The organism is Mycobacterium sp. SP-6446 (genome assembly GCF_001954045.1).
Lineage (GTDB): Bacteria > Actinomycetota > Actinomycetes > Mycobacteriales > Mycobacteriaceae > Mycobacterium.
Window position 1 is genome coordinate 1 of the sequence record NZ_MBEM01000114.1, and the last position, 13755, is coordinate 13755.

A 13755-nucleotide genomic window follows, 5' to 3' on the forward strand; every position below is an offset into this window, starting at 1 on the left:
TTGTACTTGCGCGGCAGGTCGGCGAAGTCGGGCTGGCCGATGTAGCGGCGCACGATCTCGTCGATCGCCCAGGTGGGATCTAGCACCTCGTCGAGTGACTCGCCGGCCAGCGGCGAGCCCAGAATCACGCGCGGGCAGTCACCGCACGCCTCGGCGGTCTGCAAGCCGACATCGGCGAGCCGGCGCCAGATTTCCGGGACGTTCTCCACCTCGACCCAGTGGATCTGCACGTTCTGGCGGTCGGAGATGTCGGCGGTGTCCCTGCCGAACTCGGTCGAGATCTGGCCCACCGTGCGCAGAGCGGCGCTCGACAGCGCGCCGCCGTCGCAGCGCACCCGCATCATGAAGTACTGGGCTTCGAGCAACTCGGCATTGTCGTCGCCGGTGAACGTGCCGTCGTAACCCTGCTCGCGCTGCGTGTACAGGCCCCACCAGCGGAAACGACCCCGCAGGTCACTTTTGTCGATGCTGTCGAATCCGCCCTTGGCATAGATATTCTCGATGCGCTCGCGGACCTCGAGGGGGGCGCCGGCCTGCTTCATTTCTTCGTTGGGGTTCAGCGGCTCGCGATCACCCAGCGCCCACTGGCCCTCGCTACGGGGCTTTGCGGGACGTGCGGTGGTCATTCGGGGGGTTCTCCTTCGCGAACGTTGTCAGCCATCAGCGCGCAGGAAACCGGTATCTCCGGGCTGCGCAGATCCGGGGGCCAGCTGGAGGTACAGGTGGGCTGGGTCTACGACGTCAAGGCAGACAGCAACAGCTACAGACGCGCTTGAGGTCGATATGCCGCCGCGCCACGAGGGCGATACGCAGGCTGCGGTTGGCGACGGTCACGCGCCCATTCTGCCATGAATACCGACGAGCTTCGCAACCAGGTGAAATTTCTCCTCACGGTGATTAAAACTAGCGATCCATCCTGGGCGAACGGGTTGCGAAAGCGGAGTATTCCCTGGGAGGAATCGGGCATCCGGCCGATCCCGCCCGCCGTGGGATCATTTGGCATGGCACTTCCCGACGCATCGGCCGACCTGCCCGACATGCAGGCGACGCGTGGGCGGCCGTTCGGGCTGTATGTGCATGTCCCGTTCTGCATCACTCGCTGCGGTTACTGCGACTTCAACACCTACACGCCCGCGGAGTTGGGTGGCGTCAACCCCGACGCCTGGCTGGAGGCGCTGCGCGCGGAGCTCGAACTCGCGGCGGCGCGGCTGGACGCACCGACGGTGAACACGGTGTTCGTCGGGGGCGGGACGCCGTCGCTGCTGGGCGGCGAACGCCTGGCCGCGCTGCTGGGCATGGTGCGCGACCAGTTCGTACTGGCACCCGATGCCGAGGTGACCACCGAGGCCAACCCCGAGTCGACGTGGCCGGAATTCTTCGATGCCATCCGCGCGGCCGGATACACGCGCGTGTCGCTGGGCATGCAGTCGGTGGCCCCACGGGTGTTGGCGACCCTCGATCGCGTGCACTCGCCCGGGCGCGCGGCCGCCGCGGCCGGCGAGGCGATGGCCGCGGGCTTCGAACACGTCAACCTCGACCTGATCTATGGAACCCCCGGGGAAACCGACGACGACCTGATGCGTTCGGTCGACGCGGCCCTCGAGGCGGGCGTCGATCACGTGTCGGCCTATGCCCTGCTCGTCGAGGAGGGCACCGCGCTTGCCCGGCGGGTCCGGCGCGGCGAGCTCGACGCCCCCGACGACGATGTGCTGGCGCATCGCTACGAGCTGGTCGACGCCAAGCTGTCGGCGGCCGGGATGGCCTGGTATGAGGTGTCCAACTGGTCGCGGCCCGGCGGCGAGTGCCGGCACAACCTCGGCTACTGGGACGGCGGCGAATGGTGGGGGGCGGGCCCCGGCGCGCACGGATACGTCGGCGCGACGCGATGGTGGAATGTCAAGCACCCCAACACTTATGCCGAGATGCTGACGCGCGCCGCGGTGCCGGTCGCGGGCTTCGAGCAGCTCGGGCCCGACGCCCTGCACACCGAAGACGTGCTCCTGAAAACTCGCCTGCGCCAAGGACTTCCGCTGGACCGGCTGGACTCCACCGAACGCGAACGTGCGCAAGCCGTCGTCGCCGACGGGTTGTTGGAGCCCGAGGGCGAGCGCCTGGTCCTCACGGCGCGCGGGCGGCTGCTTGCCGACGCGGTCGTGCGGACGCTGCTGGGGTAGTGCTCAGGTAGCCGGGAACCAGTGCCCGACAACGCGAACCATCTCGATGTACAGCGGAATCCCGATTGTGACGGTGTAGGAAAACGTCAAACCCAACGAGGCGGCCAGCGGCAAGGTAGGGCTGGCCTCGGGGATGCCCAGGTGCTGCACCGCCGGGAGCGTGATGTAGGACGCGCTGCCGCACAGCACCGCGAACAGCACGTAGGTGCCCGGCTGGAAGTGGGTGTCGGTGAGGTAGGAGTAGGCGTGGGCGGCCAGGATGCCAAGCGCGGCAAACAAATTCGGCGCCAGCAAGCCGAAGAAGATGAACCCGCTGCCGGCGAGCCTGAGATCCCGCAACTTGCGCGACGCCGACATGCCCATCTCGAGCAGGAACAGGCAGAGCACTCCCTGGAACGCCGCGACGAAGAGCTCGTTCTGGTCGTGAACGACCTTCTGTCCCTGCAGTGCACTGATGAAGCCGATCGCGATGCCGCCGACGAGCAGAATCAGGCCGGGATTGAGGAACACCTCCTGCAGGATTTCGCGCGAGAACAGCGGAGCCTTCATGCGCTCCGGTGCCGCGTACCACTCGGGGTGCGCCCGCTTTTCCAGGGCGAACTCCAGCTCCTCCTCGATGCCGCGCTCGGCGTCGTCGGTGAGGCTGCCGACTCGCTGGGTGGCCGCGCCCGGCCCGACCCGCGCGGGGGCCGCGTATCCGACCTCGTCCGGCATGAACCCCGCCTCGTCCATCCCCCTGTGCCGCATCCGAGCTACCAGGTACAGCGCCACCAGGCAGCCGGGAATCTCCATGAAGGCCAACATGACGGGCATGTAGGCGTCGAAGGCCATGCCGAGGCCCGCGAGGACGGCCACGCACGTGGCGAACGTTCCCGCCGAATCGGATCCGTAGTAACCGGCGACCGTCGCCCTGTCGATCCGCCGCAGCCGGGTCAGGTACCTCAGCACGAAATAGGTCAGCGCGCCGATCACGAAATTCGACGCGATGCCCACCGCCACGAAGCCGGCGATGTTGTCGATGTCGGCGGGTTTGACTTTGGCGAGTTCTTCACCGCCCTGCCAGCCGATCGCCACCAGCAGGTACATGGTGAGGCCTTGATAGATCGCGTAGGGAAACTCGAACCGTACCTTGAGGATTGGGATCAGGAAGCCGAAGTAGAAGAACAGCAGCAGCGGCTTGAAGAGATTGTGGGTGAAGTTCAGCCACAACTCCTGAACCATCGCGCCTCCTGGTGAGCTGGCCCGGCCGAGTCGGGAGCGGCAACTGACGCGCGGCGTCCGAGGACTCACTAAAACCTTGAGGACTCACCGCAGCGGAGTCAACTTAGTGAAGCCCTCTTTACGAACAATTAACACGCTCGCATCGCGGAGGAAGCGCAGGGCATTGCCTCGTCGGCACCGCGGCCATCGCGACGGCCGAATCCCGCTGCGGCCGCGCCGATTTTGTCCGTTACGTGCCCGGGAACCAGTGCCCGACGATCCGGACGATCTCGATGTACAGCGGGATCCCGATGGTGACGTTGTAGGAGAACGTCAGACCGAGCGAGGCGGCCAGCGGCAACGTCGGGCTTGCTTCCGGGATCGCCAGCCGCTGGACCGCCGGTACGGCGATGTAGGACGCCGCACCGCACAGCACCGCGAAGAGCACGTAGGTCCCGGTCTTGAAGTCGGTGTGGGTCAGGTAGGCGTAGGTGTAGGCGGCGAAAATCCCCAGCGTCGCAAAGAGATTCGGTGCCAGCAGGCCGTAGAAGATGAAACCGAAGCCCGCGCTTCGCAGGTCCTTCAACTTGCGCGACGCCGTCATGCCCATCTCCAGCAGGAACAGACACAGCACGCCCTGAAATGCCAACACGAAGAACTTGTCGTCGTCCGCGACGACCTTCTGCCCCTGCAACCCGCTGATGAGGCCGATGACGATGCCGCCGAACAGCAGGACCAGCCCAGGGTTGAGGAAGACTTCCTGGAAGAGCTCGCGGGAGAACAGGGGCGCCTTGGCCTGCACAGTCGTCGCGCTCCGCTCGGGCTCCCACTCCGGATGCTCCATCTTCTCCAGCGAAAGCTCCAGCTCCTGCTCGAGGGCGCGCTCGTCCTCGGACTCAAGGCTCGCGCCCTGTGGCGGCCGCGCCGGCGTGCCGGGACCGACTCCGACCTTGACGGCCGGCGTGTATCCGGCCTCGTTGGGCATGTAGCCCGCCGAGTCCAACCCCCGGTGTCGCAAGCGCGCCACCAGGTACAGGGCGACCAAGCAGCCGGGCACCTCCATGACGGCCAACATGACGGGCATGTAGGCGTTGAAGGCGATGCCAACGGCGGTCAGGACTGCCACGCAAGTGGCAAACGTTCCCGCGGAGTCCGACCCGTAGTAGCCGGCCACCGTTGCGCGGTCGACGCTTCTCAGGGATGTCAGCCAATTCAGCAGCAAGTAGGCGATGCCGCCGATCACGAAGTTCAGCACGAAGCCCAGCACCATGAATCCCACGATGACCCCGACGCTGGAGGCATTGATCTTGGCGAGTTCTTCGCCTCCGTGCCAGCCGATGGCCAGCAGCAGGTACATCGTCAGGCCCTGGTAGATCACGTACGGGAATTCGAACCGCACCTTGAGGATCGGGATCAGGAAGCCGAAGTAGAAGAACAGCAGGAGCGGCTTGAACAGGTTGTGCGTGAAGTTGTGCCAGAACTCTTGCAGCATTGGTGCCTCTCTTGTTTAAGCGACGATCAGGGGAAGCACCGTCCGCAACCGGGCCACCAAGAATTCCCAAGACCGTGCAAGAATTTAACCCCGCCGGTGGGCGTCCGCCACTCGGACACAGCGCGAAGCGTCAGGGTTTAACACAGGCGTATCCAAATGGCTGATTCCGCCAAAGTTCGTGGTCACAGCGCCGCTGGTGGGCCGGTGTAAGCGACGCTCGACGTGAATCCGCTGTGACTTTTCTGGGGATTCACTGTGTGGCGTTGGTGTCGCCCGGACACGCCGGGGGAGGGGCGGCACCGACGCCGCGCGGCCGGGGGTTGCGCGCGCTTACATAGGTTAGGCTACATTTACTAACCGTGACCGACGTCAGCGTTTCGCCGAGTTCCGCCGGTACCACGTCACCACCGATTCCGCTCCCCGCCCATATCGACCCCGCCGACCTGGCGGCGGAGCTGGCTGCGGTGCTGCCCGAGCGGTTGGGCGAGGAGTACCTGCTCTACGAGCACGGTGGTCAATGGGTGCTGGCCAGCGGTGTGCAGGCCATGGTCGAACTGGACAGCGACGAACTGCGCGTCGTCCGCGACGGCGCGGTTCAGCGGCAACAGTGGTCCGGTCGGCCGGGCCCGGTCCTGGGTGAGACCGTCGATCGGTTGTTGCTGGAAACCGACCAGGTGTTCGGCTGGATCGCGTTTGAATTCGGCGTCTACCGCTTCGGGCTGCAGCAGCGGCTGTCACCGCGAACCCCGCTGGCCCGATTGTTTTGGCCACGCACCCGCATTGTGGTGACCTCGGAGACGGTTCAGCTTTTCAACGCGGGCACATCTCACCGCGAGGCGGTGCTCGGCCTACTCGAAGCCGGTGTTCCGCGCGCGGGCGACGCCCGCGAAGTCGGCGTGACCGCCGACCCGTCCGGCTACCGCGATCGCGTGGCGACGGCCGTCGGCGAGATCGGCGCGGGCAACTACCACAAGGTGATCCTGTCTCGTTGCGTTGAAGTGCCTTTCGCGGTGGACTTCCCGGCCACGTATCGGCTGGGCCGCCGGCACAACACCCCGGTGCGGTCGTTTTTGTTGCGCCTGGGCGGAATTCGCGCCGTCGGCTACAGCCCCGAACTTGTCGCCGCCGTCCACGAAGGCGAGGTGGTGACCGAACCCCTGGCCGGAACCCGCGCGCTCGGTCGCGGTCCCGCCCGGGATCGCGAGGCTCGTGACGATCTCGAATCGAATTCGAAAGAGATTGTCGAGCATGCGATTTCGGTGCGCAGCTCGCTGCACGAGATCACCGAGGTCGCCGTGCCGGGCACACCGGTGGTCACCGATTTCATGACCGTGCGGGAGCGGGGCAGCGTGCAACATCTCGGCTCGACGATCAGCGCCCGGCTGGACCCCTCGCGCGACCGGATGGACGCGCTGGAAGCGCTCTTTCCGGCGGTCACCGCCTCGGGCATCCCGAAGGCGGCGGGTGTCGACGCCATCCTGCGCCTCGACGATCACCCGCGTGGCCTGTATTCCGGTGCGGTGGTGATGATTTCAGCGGATGGCGGGCTGGACGCCGCGCTGACGCTGCGGGCGGCCTACGAGCGCGACGGTGCGACGTGGCTGAGGGCGGGCGCGGGCATCATCGCGGCGTCGGACCCCGAACGCGAATTCGAGGAGACCTGCGAGAAGCTCTCAACGCTGGCACCGTATTTGGTTGCGCGTCGCTAGCGGTCCAGCCGAGTAACGGTTGGGGCACGTTTGTGTCACCCCACGTCACGTCGCGAGGCACCGCGGTTTTCGTGGTCGAGAATGCCGAACATGACGCAATCGCGGGAGCCCGACGATGGCGCGTGAAATCTCGCGGCAGGCGTTCCTGCGGGGCGCCGCCGGGGCATTGGCCGCCGGCGCGGTGCTCGGATCGGGCCGCATCGGCTGGGTGCGCGCCACCGCCGCTCCGAACGCCACCGGCTGGGACGGTCTGTCGAACGCCCTCGGCGGGGAGGTATTGCTACCGGGCAGTCCCCAATTCGGCTCGGCCAAGCAGGTTTTCAACACCAACTACAACGGCTATACGCCAGCGGCGATCGTCACCCCGAAATCGGCGGCCGACGTGCAAAAGGCGATGGCCTTCGCCGCCGCCAACAACCTCAAGGTCGCCCCGCGCAGCGGTGGGCACTCCTATATCGGGGCGTCCACCGCGAATGGCGCCATGGTGCTCGACCTGCGACAGCTGCCCGGGGACGCCAACTACGACGCCTCCACCGGGCAGGTCACTGTGACGCCGGCGACCAGTCTGTACACGATGCACCGGACCCTGGCCGCGGCCGGCCGCGGCGTCCCGACGGGTACCTGCCCCTCGGTCGGGGCCGCGGGGCACGCCCTGGGCGGCGGAATGGGCGCCCAGTCCCGGCACGCGGGCCTGCTGTGCGACCAGTTGACGTCGGCATCCGTGGTGCTGCCCAGCGGCCAGGCGGTCACCGCGTCCGCCGGCAGCAACCCCGATCTGTTCTGGGCGCTACGCGGCGGCGGTGGCGGCAACTTCGGCGTGACGACCGCGCTGACCTTCGCGACATTCCCGACCAAGGACGTCGACGCCGTCAACCTCAACTTCCCGCCGCAGTCGTTCGCCCAGGTGCTAGTCGGTTGGCAGAATTGGCTGCGCACCGCCGACCGGAACCGCTGGGCACTGGCCGACGCCACCGTCGACCCGATGGGCACGCATTGCCGGATCCTGGCCACCTGCCCGGCCGGATCGGGAAACGGCACCGCCGCGGCCATCACCCGAGCGGTGGGAATACAACCGTCCGGCACCGAGAGCCACACGTTCAACTACATGGACCTGGTGAACTATCTCGCCGTCGGGAACCTCAACCCGTCGCCGCTGGGGTACGTCGGCGGATCCGATGTCTTTCCGACCGTCAACGCCGCGGTCGCCCAGGGGATCGCCTCGGCCGTCAATGCTTTTCCGCGCGGCGCGGGCCGCATGCTCGCCATCATGCACGCGCTCGATGGTGCCCTCGCCAGCGTGGCACCGGACGCCACGGCATATCCGTGGCGCCAGCAGTCCGCCCTGGTGCAGTGGTACGTCGAGACCGGTGACCCGACCGCCGCGACCAGCTGGCTCAGCACGGCACACCAAGCGGTACAACAGTATTCGGTGGGCGGCTACGTGAACTACATCGAGGCCAACCAGCCGCCGTCGCGGTATTTCGGCCCGAACCTGGCCCGGCTGACCGCCGTACGGCAGAAGTACGACCCCAGCCGAATCATGTTCTCCGGGCTGAACTTCTAGCCCGCTCGCTGGGGTAATGGGCGCGACCGCACCAGGGTTGGCCACCAGAACCACGGCCCGAGGATCCGCAGGATGCACGGCACGATGAACGAACGCACGATCAGCGTGTCGAGGAGCAGGCCGATGCAGACGGTCGAACCCACCTGGCCGACGGTGCGCAGATCGCTGGTGAGCATTGCCAGCATGGTGAACGCGAACACCAAACCGGCGGAAGTCACTACGCCGCCGGTGCTTCCGAGCGCGCGGATCAGGCCGGTGTGGATTCCGGCGTGCAGCTCCTCTTTGACACGAAGGATCAGCAGCAGGTTGTAGTCCGAACCCACCGCCACCAGGATGATGAACGTCAGCGGCAATACCAACCAGTGCAGCGGCAGGCCGATCAGGTGCTGCCACACGAGGATGGAGAGCCCGAACGCCCCGGCGTAGGAGAAGGCCACCGTGCCGGGGATGACAACGGCCGCCATCAGGCTTCTGGTGAGGAACAACATGATCAAGAAGATCAGCACGAAGGCCGCGATCGCCACGATCAGCAGATCGGACGCCGCGTACTGCTTGATGTCCTTGTTGGTTGATCCCGAACCGCCGATATAAACCTTCGAGCCGGCCAGCGAAGTCTCTTTGAGCGCCACCGTTATCGCCGTGGGGAACTGTTCTACGTGCCGCACGCCTTCGGGGCCGTTGGCATCGCCCACATGGGTGATGATCAGCCGGGCCGCCTTGCCGTCGGGCGACATCAGCAGCTGCATACCGGTTTTGACGTCCTCGTTGTCGAAGGCCTCGTGCGGGATGTAAAAGAAGTCGTCGCTGCGTGACTGGTCGAAGTCGAGCCCCACATTGATCTGGTCTTCGAACGTCTGGTCGGTCTGGGTGGACTGCAGAGAAGACTGGCCGTAGGTGCTGACCAATAGCGAGGCTAACGCCTCCGAGTCGTCGGCCGTGAGCTTCAGCTGCGTGATGATTTGCGGCAAGGTCTTGTCGATGACCTCGAGAGAATTTACGGCGTCCTTGATGTCGTCGGCCATTTTGTCTAGGCCGTCGACCGATTCGAACAGCGACCTGAATGCGTAGCAGATGGGAATGTCGAAACAGTGCTTCTCCCAATAGAAATAGCTGCGCATCGGCCGGAAGAAGTCTTCGAGGTTGGCCAGGTTCGACCTCAACTCATCGGTGACCTGTTGCATGTCCTCCATGGTGATGACCGTCTTGTGCATCTCATCCGACATCGTTTGGAAGAAGCCGATCTCTTTGCGCAGGACCGCGACCGTGTGCTGCGTAATCTGTGCCTGCTCGTTGGTATTGGCGTTTTGCTGCTTGGTGAACGGAAGCTGTTGACCGCTCCCGCTGCCTTGTGTAGTGAACAGGTAGGGAATGGTGGCATGTTCCAAAGCTCGGCCCATGGGCCTGGTGATGCTTTGCACCATCGCGACGCCGGGAAGGCGTTCGAGGGCCTTGGCCGCGCGGTCTAGTGAGATGAAGTCACCCGAGTTCCGCATGTCGTGATCTGACTCGATCATCAGCATCTCGGAGAACAGCTTGCTCTTCGGGAAGTGCCGGTCGGCGGCCTGGAAACCGAGGTTAGCCGGGGAGTTGTGCGGCTGGTACTGGCGGTCGTCGTAATTCTGCCGGTACGTCGGCACGAAGATCGCCCCAAGCAGAACGGCGGCGGCGCTGGCGAAGAGGATCGGCACCGGCCACCGGACCACGCTCGTCCCGAACCGCCGATACAGATGCGCCTTGGCCTTGCTCCTTGGGTCGAAGAGCCCGAAAAGACTGCCCACCGTCAAGAAGGCCGGGCCCAGCGTCAGCGCTGCCGCGATGGTAAACAGCATGCTGATCGCGACGGCCGGCCCCATGGTGTGGAAATAGTTGAGTCGCGCGAAAGTCAGGCAATAACACGCCCCCGCGATCGTCAGCCCCGAGCCGAGGATGACGGGTGTGACGCTCTTGTACGCGGTGTAAAACGCCTCCTCCCTGCTTTCGCCGTCGTGTCGGGCCTCGTGGTAGCGCCCCATCAAGAAGATGCCGTAGTCCGTCCCCGCTCCCAGCGTCAGCGCGACGACGATGTTCACGGCGAATGACGAGAGCTCGATGTACCCGAGATGCCCAAGGGTGGCGATAACCCCCTTCGCGACCAGCATCTCGAACAGAACTCCGGCCAACGGCACAAACAGGCTGACGATGGAGCGGTACACCAGCAGCAACATCGCGGTGATGAGTAAGACCGTCACGATCGTGATGTTGTTCAGGCTCGAATTCGCAATAGCCACAGTGTCTTTGGCGAGCGGGGCCGCGCCGCTGACATAGACCCTGAGCCCGGGCGGCGGCGCGTCCTTGGCGACGATATCCCGAACGGCGGCAACGGACTCATTCGCTTGCATCTGGCCGATATCGCCCGCGAGACGCAACAGCACGTATGCGCACTTGCCGTCGAGGCTCTGGGCCCCTGCCGCGGTGATCGGCTTCCCCCACAGATCCATGGCGTACTGCACATGCTTGGGGTCTTGCTTGAACCGGCGCATCAGATCGTCGTAGTACCGATGATCCGCGTCGCCCAATGGCCGGTTGGCTTCGAGCACGATCATGGCCAGGCTGGTCGAATTCGACTCGTGGAACTTCGCGCCGATGCTTAGCAGCGCGCGCTGTGACGGCGCGTAGTGCGGGACCAGTGGCCCCGCGAGCTCTTCCGCAACCCTCTCGACCTGCGGCATGAAGGTGTTCGTCGACACGGCGAGCAGGCCCCAGAAGGCGATGATCGGTATCGCGAAGATGCGGACCATCCTGGGGGCCAAGGGGCGCTTCGCCCGAGGCTGCGCCTGGTGGTCGCTCATGCGGATTTCACCAGGCAATAGACGTGTGCGTCCTGATGAGCATCGGATTGTTCAGCGCGGACCACGCCATTTACCCGTAACCGGCAGCCGACTTGACCACCATGAACCTGCGCCGAGATGCTGCCGGACACCACCGTGAGTGTGGTCGACTCCGTATGCGACCACGGCAAGGTCGTGAGATCGACCTGGTGTGGATGTCCGTTGATGTCCACCCAGACGAGCATCCCGCCATCGCCGACGGAGCCGAACAACTCGTACGTGAGCCGTTTGATACTGAACTCCGGAGGCGCTGCCGGCTCATTGACGGTGATGACGGGCGGGGGATTAGAGAACTGGTGCACCTTCACCATGGCCACCGCGCCCACGCCGATAGCAATGACCGCCACCAATGGCATCCAGACGCGTGCCAAGACGGTCCTGCCGACCGAACGAGGGCTCACTCGATCACCTCTCCGAACTTCGGTTCCGGATCTCGTCTGCGCATCCCGCCCCCGCCTTCATGCCCATGCAGATAGTAGACGGTCATGTGCCTAACGGGAAATGGGACCGCGCCCAGACGATCGGCACTGCGCCGGAACGCCTCAGTACGCCTTGCGCAGGTGCCTTTTCAGCCTTGCGCTTCTGAGAACCTGAACCGTGAGGTTCGTCCCGGCCAGCATGGGGAAAACCCCGAGAAATGTCCGCTCGGAGGGCGTCGCCCCATGCAGGTGGTAAAGGCTGCCGAACACATAAAAGCAGCCCACCATGAATAGAGCGCCGGGGATGCACAACGCCATCAACGAGCTGCGAGCGGCGATGATTTGCCGCGCATAGTCCAACTCATCGGGTGACAGCGGTTCGCGTTTGCGCACCTTTTGCGTGACCGCCCTGGCGCTGCCTATTTCTTCGCCTATCGCGGTAGGCGGTCGGTTGCGCAACTGCATTGTGAAGACGAAAGCAACCGCCGCGAACACCAGCGCCAGCACGAGGGCGAGTACCGTCAGAAAACCCCATAAAGCTTCACCCATTGTTCGGCTCCTTCGCGCCTGCCGTCGAACTTAGCATCGCGCACGCGGCCGGCGCTTGGCGTCAGCCCACGGCGCCGACCTGTCGGGCGATCGCCTTTTTGTCGACCTTGCCGATGGGTGTGGTGGGCAGCGAGGGCATCGCGACCAACATGTCGGGCCGGGCGTGCGCGGCCACACCGCGTCGGTCGAGATAAGTGTTCAGTTGCGCCAGGCTGAGGGGTTCGCCGGTGAAAACGACGGCGACGCAAATCTTTTCGCCAAGGTAGGGGTCGGGCAGCGCGACGGCCGCGGCAGAGAAGATCGCGGGGTGGCTTAGCAGCTGCTCTTCGAGGTCCGCGGCCGCAATGGTCTCACCGCCGCGGCAGATCACGTCCTTCACCCGCCCGGTGACCACCAGGTAGCCGTCTTCCCGGCGGCGGACCAGGTCGCCGCTGCGGAAGAACCCGTCGGGATCGAAGCAGCGTTCGTTGTCGCGCTCGGCACGGAAGTAACCGTTGAACGTATAGGGGCCGCGCACCAGCAGCTCGCCCTCTTCGCCGGGCGCCACCGGCTCGCCCGCGCCGTCGACGATGCGCAGTTCGTCAGCCGCGCACAATGGCCGGCCCTGGGTGCCGTCGAGCAATTCCGGCTGATCGCCGGGACGGGTGAAATTGAGCAATCCTTCCGCCATCCCGAACACCTGCTGGACGCCCGGGGTCAGCGTCGCGCGCACCCGTTGGGCGTCCTCGGGTTCCAGTTTGGCACCGCCAACCTGCAAGAGCCGCAACGACTTCGGTGTCAGCGGTTCCCAGTCGCAGGCCTGTGCCCACAGTTTGGCCAGCGCAGGCACCAGGGCGGTGACGGTGACGCCGTGCCGGTCGATGGCGGCGAAGGCCGCCTCCGGGCTGGGGTCGGTGCCGAACACGGTGGTGGCGCCCACCGTCATCGCACCGAGTAGCCCAGGACAGGCCAGCGGGAAGTTGTGGCCCGCGGAAAGCACCACCAGACAGACGTCGTCGGCGGTGAGCCCGCAGACGTCGGCGCTCGCGGTCGCGTTGAACACGTAGTCGTTGTGCGTGCGGGGAATGAGCTTGGGCAGGCCGGTGGTTCCGCCGGAAACCAGTAGCAGGGCAGGCGATTCCGGATCCACCGGCGCTTCGGTATCCGGAGCCGCCGCCGACTCGCACAGCCGCCGCCACGAAACGAACGAGCCGGGGTCGCCGTCGACGACGACGTGCTGGAGCGTGGGGTGATCCTCGGCGAGCTGGCGTGCCATCGCCCGATAGTCGAAACCGTTTGCGGCGTCGGCAATTAACAGCGCGCTGGCTTGACCGACAGCGGCAAAGTGTCCCAACTCGGCGGCCCGATGACCGGGCAGACACATCACCGGGATCGCCCGCGCGCGCAACAGCCCGAACAACGCAACCGCGAATTGGCAACCGTTCGGCAGCTGCAGCAACACCCGGTCGCCCCGTCCGATGCCCAGACCGCGCAGCCCCGCCGCAGCACGGTCGGCCCGCTCGTCGAGTTCGGCGTAGCTGAGTTGCTCACCCGGCACTGCATCGAGCACGGCGATCCGGTCGGGCCAGCGCCGCGCCGCGTCGGCGAGGATCGCATCCACGGTCCGGCCCGTCCAATACCCGGCCGCCCGGTACGCGGCGGCCCGATCGGCGGGGAACGGCACGAATCCCTCCAGGCCTGTTGCCGCCGGCTGTGCGGTGTGTGCGGGCATCGGACTCCTCAATGGGGGGCTAGTGGCGGCGACCCGGTGATCGAGGATAGGGTACCCAAAGAAATTAGGG

At 65.6% G+C, this 13755-nt stretch carries 10 protein-coding genes and 1 pseudogene; 3 read left to right on the forward strand and 8 right to left on the reverse strand.

What is annotated here, in order from left to right; genetic code table 11:
- Both A5736_RS09875 and A5736_RS27200 read right to left on the reverse strand, forming a co-directional pair.
- Positions 1 to 626, reverse strand: a pseudogene (locus A5736_RS09875) (nitrite/sulfite reductase); the annotation flags it as partial.
- Positions 627 to 741: 115 nt separating this feature from the next.
- Positions 742 to 834 carry an Ms4527A family Cys-rich leader peptide gene (locus A5736_RS27200; protein WP_371328371.1) on the reverse strand — a complete coding sequence of 31 codons (93 nt, stop codon included), beginning with the start codon at positions 832 to 834 and terminating at the stop codon, positions 742 to 744.
- A 167-nt stretch (positions 835 to 1001) separates the two neighbouring features.
- Here A5736_RS27200 and hemW point away from each other — a divergent pair, with 167 nt between their 5' ends.
- Entirely contained in the window at positions 1002 to 2174 is a 1173-nt protein-coding gene (gene hemW, locus A5736_RS09885) for a radical SAM family heme chaperone HemW (RefSeq protein ID WP_076245904.1), read from the forward strand.
- Between the two features lie 3 nt (positions 2175 to 2177).
- Here the strand turns inward: hemW and A5736_RS09890 are convergent, their stop codons facing one another.
- Both A5736_RS09890 and A5736_RS09895 read right to left on the reverse strand, forming a co-directional pair.
- Positions 2178 to 3395, reverse strand: a complete 1218-nt coding sequence (locus tag A5736_RS09890) for a sodium-dependent bicarbonate transport family permease (protein ID WP_076245906.1) — start codon at positions 3393 to 3395, stop codon at positions 2178 to 2180.
- Positions 3396 to 3624: 229 nt separating this feature from the next.
- Entirely contained in the window at positions 3625 to 4866 is a 1242-nt protein-coding gene (locus A5736_RS09895) for a sodium-dependent bicarbonate transport family permease (protein ID WP_076245908.1), read from the reverse strand.
- A gap of 359 nt (positions 4867 to 5225) precedes the next feature.
- On the opposite strand from A5736_RS09895, the gene A5736_RS09900 reads away from it, so the two are divergent.
- Together A5736_RS09900 and A5736_RS09905 are read left to right on the forward strand one after the other, a co-directional pair.
- Entirely contained in the window at positions 5226 to 6575 is a 1350-nt protein-coding gene (locus A5736_RS09900; protein WP_076245910.1) for a salicylate synthase, read from the forward strand.
- Positions 6576 to 6690: 115 nt separating this feature from the next.
- Complete coding sequence (locus A5736_RS09905) at positions 6691 to 8139, forward strand: FAD-binding oxidoreductase (protein WP_076245912.1); 1449 nt, start codon at positions 6691 to 6693, stop codon at positions 8137 to 8139.
- On the opposite strand, the gene A5736_RS09910 is transcribed toward A5736_RS09905, so the two are convergent.
- The 4 genes from A5736_RS09910 to A5736_RS09925 form a co-directional block, all read right to left on the reverse strand.
- Positions 8136 to 10916, reverse strand: a complete 2781-nt coding sequence (locus A5736_RS09910) for an RND family transporter (RefSeq protein WP_371328373.1) — start codon at positions 10914 to 10916, stop codon at positions 8136 to 8138. The two genes, A5736_RS09905 and A5736_RS09910, sit on opposite strands and share 4 nt — an antisense overlap.
- Positions 10917 to 10963: 47 nt before the next feature.
- Complete coding sequence (locus tag A5736_RS09915; protein WP_076245916.1) at positions 10964 to 11362, reverse strand: MmpS family transport accessory protein; 399 nt, start codon at positions 11360 to 11362, stop codon at positions 10964 to 10966.
- A gap of 186 nt (positions 11363 to 11548) precedes the next feature.
- Complete coding sequence (locus A5736_RS09920; protein WP_076124428.1) at positions 11549 to 11974, reverse strand: hypothetical protein; 426 nt, start codon at positions 11972 to 11974, stop codon at positions 11549 to 11551.
- A gap of 61 nt (positions 11975 to 12035) precedes the next feature.
- Entirely contained in the window at positions 12036 to 13685 is a 1650-nt protein-coding gene (locus tag A5736_RS09925) for a (2,3-dihydroxybenzoyl)adenylate synthase (RefSeq protein WP_076245918.1), read from the reverse strand.
- Between the last annotated feature and the right edge of the window lie 70 nt (positions 13686 to 13755).